Raw genomic sequence first — 14,979 nt, forward strand, 5'->3', positions numbered from 1 at the left:
TAGTGAAACGCTGGTTCAAACGTAAGTCGGCCAAACTTCTGTAGGCAAATGCGGAATCGAACGTAAGTCGGCCAGACTTCTGTAGGCAAATGCAGAATCAAACACAAGTTGGCCAGACTTCTGGACACAAAAGCGCCATCGCTCAAGTGAAATTTTAACTTGGGCGATGGCGCTATTTTTGTAGTTGAGCTTCGTGATGCAATAGATTCCGCTTAACATGTTTTCTGTCACGGTGCCTAAAGCGCATTAAAGGCCAGGCTCCGGTAGTGCTCGGGAGCTAGCCGCTTTGCTTCCCTCTGTTTTAGAAATTCAAAGTAGTTTCTGCTGGCTTAGTTTCTACTAACACTTTACCGTGGCGAATATTGTACAGGACGCTGCGATGTTCGTTTAAGACTTCGTAGAAATCAGTACCATCAAGAATGATGCAGTTTGCTGGTTTACCAACTTCAATTCCGTAATTATCGCCGAGATGCAAAGTTTTTGCACCATTATAGGTGACAAAGTTAAATGAGTCTTGCAGCTGTTGGTAACCCATCAGTTGTCCGGCGTAAACACCCATGGTCAGCGGATCAAGCATATTGCCACAACCAAGTGGATTCCACGGATCAGCAACATCGTCTTCACCAAACGAAACATTGATCCCCGCTTCCGTTAATTCCTTGATCCGAGTCAAGCCACGGCGCTTCGGGTAGGTGTCAAACCTCCCGCCTAGGTGCATGTTGACTAAAGGATTAGAAACAAAGTTAAGTTCTGCCATGCCTAACAGGCGGAAAAGTTTGTAAGTATAAGCATCATTATATGAACCCATCGCTGTGGTATGACTTGCTGTGACCCGGTCACGTAACCCTGTTTCGTAGGCTTGGGTTGCCAGTACTTCTAAGTTACGTGAGTTGGGGTCATCGATTTCATCACAGTGGACGTCGACTAGCTTGTCGTATTTTTCAGCGAGAGAAATTAAGTATTTCACGGAGTCTGCCCCATACTGCTGGTTAAATTCAAAGTGAGGGACACCACCGACCGCATCTGCGCCTTCCCTGACTGCTTGTTCCAAGAGTGCTTTACCATTTGGGAAGGAAAGGATTCCTTCTTGTGGGAAGGCGACCAGTTGCAGGTCGATGATATCCTTGAGTTCTTCCTTTAATTCAAGTAAGGCCTGGAGCGCAATCAAGTGTGGGTCAGTAGTATCAACGTGACTTCTGACAAATTGGACCCCGTTGGTAATTTGTTTGTGAATCGTTTGTTTGGCACGGTTTTTGACGTCGGCGAGCGTTAATGATTTTTTCCGTTCTGACCAAATCCGAATTCCGTCGAAGAGAGTGCCACTTTCGTTCCATTCTGGCTCCCCAGCGGTGAGGGTCGTGTCTAAATGAATATGTGAGTCGACAAATGGTGGCAATAAGATGTGCCCGTGACCGTCAATGACTTTTTCATCGGCTGTCGGCGTGATATTCTGGGCAATCTTGGCAAATTTACCATTCGTGATGCGCAGATCGGTTGAGCTTTTTTCATTGTTAAGACGAACATTTTTGATTAACATAGCTGGACTCCTTTGGCTTTTCTTTCATTGTAGCCCAAAGGTAGGGCTAAAAGATACTATTACGCTGGAAATTTTAGCTGAACCGCTAGTTACTCTCCTGGCTTGATTGACTGATTGGTTTGGTAATGCTATTCTGAAAACAAATTTAGGAGATGATCGTGTGGAAAATTGGTTCAGGGAAACCCGCAGCGGATTGGTCGTGGTAACATTAATTCGGTGGTTTGTTGGGGTGGAGTGGCTCTTAGCGGGCTTGAGTAAGTTTGGTGGCGACTTTACCGCTCGCCCCTTTGTCTTGCGGGCAATTGCACATCCAGTGTTAGATGACTTTGGCAACCAGCCTTACCCGTGGTTTACCGCTTTTTTGCGCTTTTTAGTTGAGCCGCACATTGGCTGGTATAATTTTTTAGTGCAGTATGGTGAAATTGCGATTGGGTTAGGCTTGTTGTTGGGAACCTTAACTACGGCAGCGAACTTCTTTGGCTTAGCACTCAATTTTATTTACCTGTTGTCGGGTTCAATTTCCACGAATCCCTTACTGTTATTTTGCGAGATCTTGATCCTAATGGCGGGCAAGCAACGGTTTACGATTGGCTTTGACTACTGGTTGATGCCTTATTTGCGGAGAAAGCTGACCTTTCTAGACCGCAAGAAAAAGGCCCGAGAACTACACTTTTATTAAATGAAGTTTGGCACTTTTAGTTGCTCTGGGAGTTAACATTTTTCTCAAAAATAGCTATAATTAAGTTTTAGCTGAGAGGGAGGAAAAATTTTGACAGAAGTAGTAATTGTTTCTGCATTAAGGACGGCAATTGGCAAGTTTGGCGGAGTCTTTAAAGATGTTTCTGCCGTGGAACTTGGAGCCAAAGTCCTCCAGAAAGCTGCTGCCAGCTTGAATTTGGCACCAGCAGAAATCGACGAAGTAATCGTCGGTAATGTGTTAAGCAGCGGTTTGGGTCAAAATGTCGCGCGACAAATTGCCTTGCAAGCTGGTTTGCCGCAGGAAGTTCCAGCTTGGACAGTGAACCAGGTCTGTGGTTCCGGGATGAAGGCGATCATGCTGGGTGCCCAGTCAATTTTGGCGGGTGAAAATGAGGTCGTTGCAGTTGGCGGAACCGAAAATATGAGTCAGGCGCCTTACATTTTGAAGAATCATCGCTGGGGTAATAAAATGGGCCACGGCGAGTTAGTTGACAGTATGTTAAATGATGGCTTAACTGATGATTTTTATCACTACCACATGGGTATCACCGCAGAAAATATTGCTCATCAATTTGGCGTTTCTCGCGCGTTGCAAGATGAGTTCGCTCTTCAAAGTCAACACCGGGCTGAAGCGGCAATCAAGGCTGGCAAATTTGCAGCTGAAATTGTCCCAGTTAGTGTGCCGCAACGCAAGGGCCCAGATGTTGTAGTTGACCAAGATGAATGTCCGCGTTTTGGGCAAACGTTGGAGTCGCTGCAAAAATTACGCCCGGCTTTTACGGATGAAGACGGGACAGTGACAGCTGGCAATTCATCGGGAATCAATGACGCAGCCGCGATGCTAGTTTTAATGTCGCAAGAAAAGGCTCAGCAACTTGGTTTACAACCACTAGCAACTATTGTGGCTTCGGCTTCGGTTGGTGTTGATCCCCAAATTATGGGAGTCGGACCAATCGCTGCCACCCAGAAAGTCATGCAAAAGACGGGACTGACTGTTGCCGATTTAGATTTGATCGAATCTAATGAAGCTTTTGCAGCAGAAGCAGTTTACGTTAACCAGCAACTTGGGTTTGATAGCAGCTTAGTCAATGTCAACGGTGGAGCAATTGCACTCGGTCATCCAATTGGAGCCAGCGGTGCGCGGATCGTGGTGTCATTATTACATGAAATGCAAAAACGAACTGTGCACCTTGGCCTCGCGACGCTATGTATTGGCGGCGGTCAGGGGAATGCACTCATTGTTAAACGATAAATAAAAATAACAGGCAACTTTCAAACTTCATGGAACCATGAGGTTGAAAGTTGCCTGTTTGAGTTTAGAAAGCTCCCTCTGTTTCGGGAAAAGAGGTGTAGTAATCAGGAAAGCTCCCTCTGTTTCGGGAAAAGAGGTGTAGTAATCAGGAAAGCTCCCTCTGTTTCGGGAAAGAGGTGTAGCAATCAGGAAAGCTCCCTCTGTTTGGGGAAAAGGGGTGTAGCAAATGGGAAAGCTCCCCCTGTTTCGGGAAAAGGGGTGTAGCAAATGGGAAAGCTCCCCCTGTTTCGGGAAAAGGGAGGGAGCAATTGATAAAGACACTAACCTGGTTGGCGATTCTTAGTCGAGCTCCACAAAGCAGCTCCTTCCGCTTATCCAAGTCTGCCTTCAATGCCAAAACCGCATTAAAGGCAGACTCCGATATGCTCGGGAGCTAACCGCTTTGTTCCGCTCTGTGATTAGTAGTCGAGCTCCGTGAAACAGAAATTTCCGCTTATCCAAACCCAAGAACCAATGCCAAAGGCGCATTAGTCCCTGGGTTACGATAATGCTCGCTTTCTCCCGTTTCACTCCGCTCTGTGATTAGTCAAATATCGTTTCGTCGTACAAATCTGACATCTTGTAGGCTAACTGGAGGTTAAAACGTTCATTAGTGTCGTCGATGTTTAGCTCTAAAATTTCTTGGATCTTATTGAGCCGGTAGACTAAAGTACTACGGTGAAGATAAAGGTCCTTCGCCGTTTGCGTAACGTTGCCGTTATTATCCAGGTAGACCGCTAAAGTCTTAAATAAATTGACCTGGTTGTTTTGTGATTCCTGATAGAGTTTCTTCAAATACTTGCGGACAAAAAAGGCCGTGGTCGGGTCATCCTTGAACGTATTCAGCACCGTATAAGATCCCAGCTCATCATAGAGCGCATAGTCGCTGCCAACCTTATCCTTGAGTAAGACGTTGAGCGTTTTTTCTGCTTTTTGGTAGGCCTCCCGGTAGTCGGTCGGCTGGTTAGCTAGACCGCCGATCCCCAGTACAAAGTCATGCGTAAAGCCTTCACGTTGACTGACGTGTTTGACCCGTTTGAAAAAGGTTGCCCAGAAATCAGTCTCTAAAAAGGCACTTTCAGGAATAAAGACTACTAACTGATGGTCATAAACAACCGTGATGGCCGTGGGGATCAAACGCAGGATAATTTGTTTCATCAAACTAAAGGCCGTCCGCTTTTTAGTTTGCTGTTCCAAGAGGTTAGTCGTAGTGGGCTGCTCTTCACGAAAAGCAAAAATTGCGGTATAGTACGGCCGCTGAAGGTCCCAGTTAAAGGTTCCAGCATCAGTTGCCAATTTCTGCTGATCCTTAATTTGTTCAGAAAATAATTGGGAGACCAGTTCGGTTTTGATATTTTCAATGGACGTGGCCTTGATTTCTTTTTTAATAAACTGTAGTGAATAGATACTTCTGACCATATTTAACATAATAATGAAGAGTTCTGGGTCGACCTTGGTTGTGTTCTCTAGTGCTAAAAAGCCGTGTGAGTCACTACCATCGGTGATCTCCAGCAACTGAAAAGCCCGGTTTTCGCTGAAAGTAATGGAAGTCGGTTTCTTTTGTTTGAGCTGGTGCGATTTTTTACCAGCGGCGACTAGCTGAGTTTTGGTCAACGGATCATCTTTTTTCAAACAGTAATCCAGCAAGTTAAAGTAGCGGTCATATAAAACAATGCTGGAATTAAAGAGCTGACTGAATGAAGCATTGATTTGCTTGAAGTTTTCCGAATGGATCGTTTGGTGCAGCATGGACTGCTGGATCTTGAACAGTTCTTGCAAATTTTCCTTTTGTTTGTGCTCTTTATAAGACAACTGGGCGTTTTCGTACATGACAGCAAAGTAGTTGGCATACATTTGTAAGTTGGTTAAGTCGCTGTTGGTATAAATGTAGCCAGCTTCTTTTTGAACATATAAGACCCCAATCAGGGAAAGCCCCACGGTCAATGGAATCGTCATGGTCGTATAACCGGTTGTTTCGACGTTAGGAAAATAGGCGTGTAACGAGTTATTACTAATTAATGGGATAACAGAACTCTTCTCGTTGACCCCGTAGACTGGTTCGCACACGGTGAGGCGGTCACGCTTCTCATTAAAGAGATAAATGGCTGCCGAGCGCGATGTTGTTTCACGGCCACAAAAGACGATTGTTTTTTTTACAAGGCTTTCGATCACTGAAGACAAGTTTAAGTCAGAGCTTAACATTTGCATTTCAAACAAGGACTTTTCTTTTTCTTCGTTGCGTGAGATCAAATTTAGAGCAACCCCGATGAACTTGCCCATTTCGTCAAAGCGGCTTTGCAAATCATGGTATAAGACGTTTTTATTCTGGTAACCCACGATACATAAGCCGATAATCGTTTGGTCGTCGACGAGCGGGACGGTAAACCAGCTCTGAAAGCCGATGTCTTCAAAATAACGGGAAACTTGGGTATATTGCAGGAACTCCGCTGACCCGCTGCTCATACTGGTTTGAAAGAAGCGTGGGTCGATCTTAGAAGTTGGAAACGGGAAGATCGGGCTCAAGTCGAATTTTTTGGTGTTGGAACTGCTAAGCTCGATCTGGTTGTTTGCGATGGTCCCGACAGCGACTAGATCACACTTAAAATGTTCAGCAAACATTTGTGCAGTATAGTTAAGGACTTCATCGCGGGTGTCAAATTTCATGACTTTATGCGAGAGTTCCTTCATATGTTGGGTAACTGATGTGATAAACTCTTGTTCTTTAATAGTACGTTCTGCTGCTGTCAAATCAAGTACTCCTTTGTGCTCATGATTAATAATTACTAGATTAAAGTTTGTGAATTGGTTAAATTAACATATTTTTATCGAAAAAGCAGGTTAATTTAGCTTTATTATAGCAAAAAAACGGTTACAAATGTTTTTTTAGGATGATTTTACCAAATAATTACGATTTTTTAGGTCCGCTAAGGCTTGACCTTATCAGTCCTTAGTACAAATTAACCAAAAAATGTAACCGTCTTCATACTTTATGACGATGTTTTTGTAAGTGCTTACAGTTAGACTATACACATAGACAAGAAGGCTAGATAAGAAAAAGATTTACCGTGAACAGAAACTTTTTCAAGAGGGGGCTTATCAAGAATGGGTAAGAACAAAGTGATTTCGCAGGAACAAGCTGCTGCTTTAATTAAAGATGGCGACTTAGTTACTGCTCAAAGTATCGGAATGGCTGGTTATCCAATGCACCTAGTTAAAGGGATCCAAAAGAGATTCAAAGAACAAGGTCATCCAAGAGACATTACCTTCATGTGGTCATGCGGGTTAGGTAATTGGACGGACGGTCAAGGTGCGGACCCACTAGTTGGTGAAGATGGTTTGGTTAAACGAATCATTACCGGTTATGTTGGTGCTTCTCCAGCCGCAGTTAAACGTGTGGTTGAAAACACCATTGAAGCTTACTTATTACCACAGGGTGCGATCACCCAATTGTATCGTTCCATTGCTGGACACAAACCATTGGTTTCTCAAGTGGGATTAAAGACGTTTGTTGATCCTCGTTTGGACGGTGCAAAATCAACTATCATTACAAAAGAAGAATTGATGGAAGTTGTGAAGATCGATGATAAAGAATACTTACGTTACCCTAATTTAAAAATGAATGTTTCCTTGATCCGCGGTTCTTATGCTGATGAAAACGGAAATATTAGTATCAGAGAAGAAGTTTCCCATTTGGAATTACTGGAAGCTGCTTCAGCCGCTAAAAACTCTGGTGGGATCGTCATTGCACAGGTCGCCCACTTAGTTAAGAACGGTACACTTGATCCAAAAGAAGTTGTGGTTCCTGGTGGAATTGTTGATTACGTTGTGGTTGCACCAGCTGAAGATCACAAACAAACACAAGGTGTGGTTTATGATCCAGGTTTGTCAAACCAAGTTAAAGTTGTCATGAACGAAGATAACACAACACCATTCCCATTGTCCGCTAAGAAAATCATTGCTCGTCGGGCAGCGATGGAATTGAAGAATAACATCGTCTTGAACGTTGGGGTTGGGACACCGGACTTGGTTCCGCTGATTGCTCAAGAAGAGGGTGTCGATGACACTTACATGAGCACGATCGAAAACGGAATTTGGGGCGGTAACCCAGTTTCAGGACTTGATTTTGGAGCTGCTTACAACGCAGAATCGATCATCTCCATGGCAAACCACTTCGACTTATACGATGGTGGGGTCCTTGACTTAACCGTTCTCGGAATTGGTGAAGTTGATGAAAAAGGAAATAATAACGTTTCAATGTTCAGTGACCAAGTTGCTGGACCAGGTGGATTTATCAACATTTCACAAAACACGCAAAACATTGTCTTTGTTGGAACATTGACCGTTGGCGGCAAGTCACACATTGAAGATGGTAAAGTTGTGATCGACAAACAAGGAAAAGCTCCTAAGTTCGTTAAGCAAGTTAAGCAAGTAACCTTCTCAGGTGAATTCGCAACTGATAAGAAACAAAACGTCATCTACGTCACAGAACGAGGCGTCTTTGAACTTCATGACAACCACTTACGTTTGATTGAAATTGCACCTGGCATTGACTTGCAAAAAGACATCATTGATCAGATGGAATTTGAACCAGAAGTTTCAGCTGACTTACATGAAATGAACCCAGATATTTTCCAAGAAAAATGGGGCAAATTAGCAGACATCATCAATGCTAAAGATTAATTAAAGTAGTTAAACAGTTTTAGTTAATGAAAGGAAGTCAAACATGAAAGAATCAAGAGCAGACCAAAAATTTGCAGAGCGCGGCTTGTTTTTCGCAGACCTTTACGGCTTTTCTAACAAATTAAATGCTGCTGAAAAGAATAAATTACAAGAATTAGAAAAAGTTCTGAAAGAAGAAATTCATCCACTCTTAGCAGATGGCTGGGACAAAGCTGAATATCCATTAGATGCTATGAAGAGTATTTTCGACTTGCATTTGATCGACGATCCAGCCTTGACAGAAGGACGCGCAGACAAGAGTACTTCTGAATTATACCGGGGATTCCGTGCTTATACTTTAGCTAAGACTGACCCAGTAGTTGGAACATTCTTTACTCAAAACGCTGGCTTATTCCATGAATGTGTTCGCTTAGGCGGCAGTGATGAACAAATTGCTCGCTTAATGCCAGGCGTTCGTTCTTGGGAACATCCAGGTGCCATGGCAATGACTGAACCAGAACACGGTTCAGATATCGCCGGTGGTGTAGAAGCAACTGCTAAACGCGACGGCGACACTTGGACCTTGAACGGTCACAAAAAGTGGATCGGCGGCGGCGCAGTCGTTGAATACTTGGGCTTCTTCGCCCGCGACGTGGACGACAACCAAGTTAAATTGTTCTATGTTCCACGTGAAACACCAGGTGTTGAAACTAAAGTTCAACCTCAAAAAGGTCTCTTTAGAATGATGCCTAACGCTGAGATCATCATGAAAGATGTCAAAGTGACAGAAGCTGATCGTGCTCAGAAAGTTAACTCATGGAAAGACGTTGCGCACATCTTACGTAACACTCGTTCCGATGTTGCTTGGTTATTAGCCGGTGCAGCAGCAGGTGCTTTCGAATCAGCTTTGAAATACACTCGCGAACGCGAACAGTTTGGTCGTCCATTATCTAAGTTCCAGTTAATTCAAGAAAAATTAGCTAAGATGGCCATGAACTGTCAAGCAACTTTAGCAATTTGTGCTAAGTTAGCCGAAGAACAAGAACAGGGCGTTTACCTGGAAAAAAATTCTTCAATGGCTAAGATGCATAACGGCTTGAAGGCGCGCGAAACAGCACAATTAGCTCGTGAAGTTTGTGGTGGTAACGGGATCTTACTTGAATATGATGTAGTTCGCTTCTTTACAGATATCGAAGCAATGTACACTTACGAAGGTACTAATGAAATCAACTCCTTGATCATTGGTCGTTACTACACAGGTACAGGTGCATTTGTTTAAGCTTTAAAAAAGGATTTAAATGACTTAAAAGTTAGGAAGGATCAGTAAAATGTTAAAAGCAAAAGAAGATAATATCGTATTCGTCGGAGCTGCTAGAACTCCAGTTGGTTCATACTTAGGAGATTTGAAGACGGTTCCAGTTCAGGAACTAGGAAAAATCGCTTTGACAGAAGCTATCAAACGTTCCAAAGTTTCAAAAGAAGACATCGATGAAGTTATTGTTGGTCATGTAACAGGTTCACAGACAAGCAATAACCTGGGAAATATCATCGGGATCGACACAGGCCTTCCTAAAACATCAACAGGTATGACAGTTAACCGGATCTGTGGTTCCGGGATCCAATCAGCAGTTTCAGCTGCTTTGGAATTGTTGGTCAGCAACAAGAAGTTTATCGCTGCCGGTGGTGCAGAATCATTATCACGCGCCCCATTCTACTTACCAGAAAACGTTCGTTACGAAGGACTTAAATCTGGCGACAAGCGTTTGATCGATGCCAACGATGAAGGACATCGGACAGCTTCCGGTGCTAACTCAGGTGTGAACCACATGGGTAACACAGCCGAAAACGTTGCTCGTTTGTTAGACATCAGCCGTGAAGAACAAGATAAGTTCGCTTACCGTTCAAACATGAACGCTGTTGAAGCTCAAAATAACGGCCGTTTCGCTCAAGAAATTATCCCAGTTGAAGTTAAGGGACGTAAAGGTAAAGTTACAATCGTTGATAAAGATGGTGACCCACGTCCTGATACAACAATTGAAAAATTAAGCAAACTTCGTCCAGTATTTGAAGAAAACGGAACAGTTACAGCCGGAAACGCTTCTAGCTTGAACGATGGTTCTGCTTTCGAAATCTTGACAACAGAAACAACAGCTAAAGAAGAAGGCTTGGAAATCATGGGCCGCATCGTTGATTACTAAATCTCTGGCTGCGAACCAAAATACATGGGCTTAGGTCCAGTTTACGCCATCCAAGACCTCTTGAAGCGTCAAGGCATGGATCTTCAAAAAGACATTGACTTACTTGAAATCAATGAAGCTTTCTCAGCACAGACATTGGGCTGCTTGAAGCAATTAGGTATCTCAACAGATTCTGATTACTACAAGAACAACTTCGACCCTCATGGTGGTGCCGTAGCAATGGGACACCCACTTGGTATGAGTGGTGCACGGATCTTGACAGAAGTTCTGTACGAATTCAAGAACCGTCCAGATGTACACTACGCAATTGCTTCAGCATGTATTGGTGGTGGACAAGGTATCGCAATGTTGTTAGAAAACGGCTACTGGAAAGGCTAAGAATTAGCTGGACTAAACAATTGGCTAGACAGTCCGTTTAAGTTTTGACCGCTTGAGTTTGAAGCTCCGGGTTGGGGAGCTGTAACAAGAGCAACGGTGGAAACTTGAGCCAACTGGCTAACTAGTTAGGCTGAGAGGTTACTTGCAGACTAGTCGGACCTTGACTGGTGGTGTGACTAGGTTAAACAAGGTTTTTCTCAGTGAATCACAAGCTGTATGATCGTTATAAATTACATTATTACCGAGATCAGTAAACTATTTTAAAAGTTAAAGTATTTTTGAAATCAGGAAGGAAGATAACAATGGCAGAATTTACAACAGCAGTTGTCGGAGCAGGTACAATGGGTTCAGGTATCGCCCAAAAAATCGCACAGGAAGGTGTTCCTGTAACAATCGTCGATGTTACTCAAGAACAAGTTGACGCAGGCTACAAGAAAATTACTGATATGCTTGGCCAAGGTGTTGAACGCGGTGTGTTCACTCAAGAATATGTTGACGAAACATTAAGTCGCGTTAGTTTGGCAACAGACTACCACGCAATCAAGGACGTAGACTTCGTTGTTGAAGCTGTGTTCGAAGATTTGAAAGTTAAGCAAGACGTTATGAAAGAACTTGACGCAATCTGCAAGCCAGAAACAATCTTGGGCTCAAACACATCAAGTCTTTACATCAAAGATATTGCTAAAGCTACAAACAGACCTGACAAAGTTTTGGGTACTCACTACTTCTTCCATCCAGCAAAGAACCGTTTGCTTGAGATCATCGCTCATGATGAAACAACAGAAGAAACAATGGAAATCGCTAAGAAGTTCTCTGACTTGACTGGTAAGACAGCCATCTACGTTAAAGACTCCCCAGGCTTCGCCGTTAACCGCTTCTTTGTTCCTTGGTTAACAGAAGGCGTTAAGATTTACGAAGAAGGCATCGCTAACAAAGCAACGATCGACAAGGCTGCTGAAGAAGCATTCCAAATCGGCATGGGACCTTTCGCTTTGATGAACGCAACTGGTATTCCGATTGCTTTGCACTCAGCTGAATCATTCGAACGTGAATTAAGCCCATTCTACAAAGCACCTCAACTCTTGGTAGACCAAGTAGAAAAAGGCGACTTGTGGGATGTTAAAGATGGCGACATCGACCGTTCTAAATTTGACGAAGTTGCTCACCGTTTACTTGCAACATCGATCGGCGCAGCTGCTAAGTTAGTTGACGAAGGCGGCGCAACTATGGAAGATATCAACCGTGGTGCGATTGTTGGTTTGAAATGGCGCTTAGGGCCTTTCCAATTAGCTAACGAATTCGGTGTAGAAAATGTTTACGAATGGACACAAGAAATGGCAGCCGCACGTCCTGGCTTCCCTGCAGTTGAAATGCTGAAGAAACAAGCTGAAACTGGCAAAACATTTGACTTCCGTTATGTTGACTATGACAAAGTTGGCGACGAAGCTACAATTACAATCAACCGTCCAGAAGCTATGAACGCTTTGAACCATGTGGTAGTTGCTCAATTACGTTCTTCATTTGACAAAGCAGAAGCTGATCCAGAAGTTAAGACAATCGTCTTTAAGGGTGCTGGTAAAGCCTTTGTTGCCGGAGCTGACTTGAAGTTCTTCGTTGAAAACGTGCAAAAAGGCACATTGGATAACATTGTTGACTTCACTCGTGATGGCCACAAATTATTCCGTGATATCGAAACATCTGACAAACAAACAATCGCAGTTCTTGATGGCCTTTCACTTGGTGGCGGTTCAGAATTAGCCTTATCTGCTCAAGCAATTGTTGCAACAGACAAAGGATCATTCGGCTTCCCAGAAAGTGGCTTGGGAATCTACCCTGGTTACGGTGGCATGCTTCGTTTCAACAAGCAAGTTGGTAAAGAAATTGCTAAGTACTTCGTCTTGACAGGTAAGACTGTTAATGCTGAAGAAGCAGCTGAATTAGGTATCGTTACAAAATTGACGGTCCCAACAGAAATCGAAGAAGCAATTGCTGAAATTGTTGCAGCTGGTAAGAACGACAAGTACCATGATCGCGAAACTCCTGCTAAGTACCAACAAGTTGTGATTGCCTTCTCTGATGAAAACATCGAAAAGACATTGAAGGGTGAACATGTTGATGGCGTTGATGATGAATTCATCCAAAAAGTTGCCAAGACAATTTCACACAAATCACCTAACTCAGTGAAAGTTATTCCTGCAATCATCGACAAGCAAACAGACTTGACGATCGATGAAGGTATCGAATACGAATTGTCACAATTGAAAGACATGTTTGCTAACCCAGAAGCTAAAATTGGTTTGGAAGCTTCAGTTGGCGGCTACCGCGCTGACTTCAGCAAGGCAACTGTCTAACAATTAGCAGTTAGTAACATTTAAGCTTTAGCCTAAAACAAATGCAAAGTTAAGCTAAACTACATCAAAGACCCCAGTGACGAGAGTTGCTGGGTCTTTGGTTACATAAACGATTTTAAGGCGAGTCCGATTCACCGTTAATGAGCGCAAAGCTGAGTGGGCGGAAGTTATCCCTTGAAACACCAACTAAACAGAAAAACTGTTTGCACATATTACTTATGAAATACCAAAGACATCTGATCGACCTGATTAGAGCACTTTAGATTCAGGAGACTTGAAACAGAGTACTGATCTAGCTTGAGGAGGCAGACAAAGTGGAGATTGACTGGTTAAAGAAAAGAGCACTGATTAGTCCTAAAAAAATTGCGGTGATCGATCCAGCAACTGATAGTAAATGGACCTACGTTGACTTAAACCAACGGGCTGAAAAATTGGCTGTATATTTACAAAAGCAAGGTGTTAGACCGGGTGATCGGTTGGCTTTAACAGCCAAAAACGATATCAGTCATTTTGATCTGTTGTTCGCAGCTAGTAAAATCGGCGCTATCTTTGTGCCCTTAAACTGGCGCTTATCATTAATGGAATTGAATGATATTTTGTCAGACTGTGCACCGACGATGTTATTTTATGATGAAACTTTAAACCTAGATGAAGAGTCAGTTTACCTAGAAGACCGGGTCTTATTACAAGACATTCATCAAGCCGGCTATACGGATATTTTTACGGCTGAAGCTGACACACACTGTCGTCCAACGTACGCACAGGCAGATGAACCGGCATTAATGATTTACACCAGTGGAACGACTGGCAAACCTAAGGGAACGTTATTAAGTTACAGCGGCATTATTCACAATGCTCTATTTACTGTAGCTAACTGGGGATTAACGGCTGAAGATTCGACCGTCACAATTGGACCGATGTTCCATTCGGCTGGTCTCTTTTGTTTCACGATCCCATTGCTGTTAATTGGCGGCACGGTAATTTTACAACCAACTTATGTTGCTGAATTAACGGTGGAAAATATCGTGAAATACCGGCCAACACGGATCTTTATGGTACCAACAATGTATTATGACCTGTGGCAGCGAGAAATGATCAATCACGATGAATTATCTTCAGTCAAGCAGTTTATTTCTGGGGGAGCACCAGCTTCACAAAAAGTGGAAAAAGCTTTTGAAGAAAAAGGACTCTACATTCAAAATTCTTACGGCTTAACTGAAATTGGTCCGAATAATTTTGTTAAGAGTATGCAAACGACCAAGAAAAAGCCGACATCGGAGGGGAAACCATTTATGTTTGTCAAAGTGCGCTTGATGGGCAGCGACGGAACTGAGGTCCAACCGGGTGAAGTTGGTGAACTGCAAATTGCTGGTGAACACGGCTTTATGGGTTATTGGAATAATACAGAAGCCACGATCGAATCATTTGCTGATGGCTATGTCAGGACTGGTGACCTGGCCTATCGTGATGACGATGGGGATTACTTTATTGTCGATCGTAAAAAGGACATGATCATTACTGGGGGCGAAAATGTTTTTCCATCTGAAGTGGAAAATATTATTCAAGCTCACCCTGAGGTTCAAGACATTTGTGTGGTGCCATTCCCGAATGACCGTTGGGGCGAATCAGTGGCAGCCGCTGTGAGTTTAAAGCACCCAGAGCGAGCTGACTCAGAGGAGTTAATTGCTGACTTGACTGAGTATGCCTTACGTTTCTTAACCAAATATAAGATTCCGAAGTTCTATTATTTTACGGGAAATTTTAAAATGAAGTTAGCCAGTTAAAAAAATTAACACAAAAAACGCCATAGTGGCGAAATATCGTTTATCATATTAGTTACCACACAAAACATGAGAGGACGATATC

Annotated in this window: 8 protein-coding genes and 1 pseudogene; 7 read left to right on the plus strand and 2 right to left on the minus strand. The window is 43.2% G+C overall.

Going from position 1 to position 14,979, the window contains the following annotated elements:
* Positions 1 to 301: 301 nt before the first annotated feature.
* Entirely contained in the window at positions 302 to 1,537 is a 1,236-nt protein-coding gene (codA, locus tag LPAF129_RS05505) for a cytosine deaminase (RefSeq protein WP_244055160.1), read from the minus strand.
* Between the two features lie 160 nt (positions 1,538 to 1,697).
* Here codA and LPAF129_RS05510 point away from each other — a divergent pair, with 160 nt between their 5' ends.
* Both LPAF129_RS05510 and LPAF129_RS05515 read left to right on the plus strand, forming a co-directional pair.
* On the plus strand, positions 1,698 to 2,216 hold the full coding sequence (locus LPAF129_RS05510; RefSeq protein WP_244055161.1) for a Crp/Fnr family transcriptional regulator: 519 nt from the start codon (positions 1,698 to 1,700) through the stop codon (positions 2,214 to 2,216).
* A gap of 90 nt (positions 2,217 to 2,306) precedes the next feature.
* Complete coding sequence (locus tag LPAF129_RS05515; RefSeq protein WP_244055162.1) at positions 2,307 to 3,488, plus strand: acetyl-CoA C-acetyltransferase; 1,182 nt, start codon at positions 2,307 to 2,309, stop codon at positions 3,486 to 3,488.
* Positions 3,489 to 4,070: 582 nt separating this feature from the next.
* Here the strand turns inward: LPAF129_RS05515 and LPAF129_RS05520 are convergent.
* Positions 4,071 to 6,275, minus strand: a complete 2,205-nt coding sequence (locus tag LPAF129_RS05520; RefSeq protein ID WP_244055163.1) for a helix-turn-helix domain-containing protein — start codon at positions 6,273 to 6,275, stop codon at positions 4,071 to 4,073.
* A gap of 354 nt (positions 6,276 to 6,629) precedes the next feature.
* Between LPAF129_RS05520 and LPAF129_RS05525 the strand changes: the two genes are divergently transcribed.
* From LPAF129_RS05525 to LPAF129_RS05545, 5 genes and pseudogenes are all read left to right on the plus strand, one after another.
* Complete coding sequence (locus tag LPAF129_RS05525; protein ID WP_244055164.1) at positions 6,630 to 8,207, plus strand: acyl CoA:acetate/3-ketoacid CoA transferase; 1,578 nt, start codon at positions 6,630 to 6,632, stop codon at positions 8,205 to 8,207.
* Positions 8,208 to 8,250: 43 nt separating this feature from the next.
* Positions 8,251 to 9,465, plus strand: coding sequence for an acyl-CoA dehydrogenase family protein (locus tag LPAF129_RS05530; protein WP_244055165.1), 1,215 nt, complete (start codon positions 8,251 to 8,253; stop codon positions 9,463 to 9,465).
* A gap of 49 nt (positions 9,466 to 9,514) precedes the next feature.
* Positions 9,515 to 10,762: pseudogene (locus LPAF129_RS05535) on the plus strand (thiolase family protein).
* Between the two features lie 302 nt (positions 10,763 to 11,064).
* Complete coding sequence (locus LPAF129_RS05540) at positions 11,065 to 13,113, plus strand: 3-hydroxyacyl-CoA dehydrogenase/enoyl-CoA hydratase family protein (protein ID WP_244055166.1); 2,049 nt, start codon at positions 11,065 to 11,067, stop codon at positions 13,111 to 13,113.
* Positions 13,114 to 13,427: 314 nt separating this feature from the next.
* Entirely contained in the window at positions 13,428 to 14,897 is a 1,470-nt protein-coding gene (locus LPAF129_RS05545; RefSeq protein WP_244055167.1) for a class I adenylate-forming enzyme family protein, read from the plus strand.
* Positions 14,898 to 14,979: the final 82 nt, after the last annotated feature.

This window comes from Ligilactobacillus pabuli, assembly GCF_022836475.1.
Classification (GTDB): domain Bacteria; phylum Bacillota; class Bacilli; order Lactobacillales; family Lactobacillaceae; genus Ligilactobacillus; species Ligilactobacillus pabuli.

Coding starts and splice junctions, on each gene's coding strand:
- codA (WP_244055160.1), bottom strand. CDS start 1,537: ATGTTAATCAAAAATGTTCGTCTTAACAATGAAAAAAGCTCAACCGAT.
- LPAF129_RS05525 (WP_244055164.1), top strand. CDS start 6,630: ATGGGTAAGAACAAAGTGATTTCGCAGGAACAAGCTGCTGCTTTAATT.
- LPAF129_RS05530 (WP_244055165.1), top strand. CDS start 8,251: ATGAAAGAATCAAGAGCAGACCAAAAATTTGCAGAGCGCGGCTTGTTT.
- LPAF129_RS05540 (WP_244055166.1), top strand. CDS start 11,065: ATGGCAGAATTTACAACAGCAGTTGTCGGAGCAGGTACAATGGGTTCA.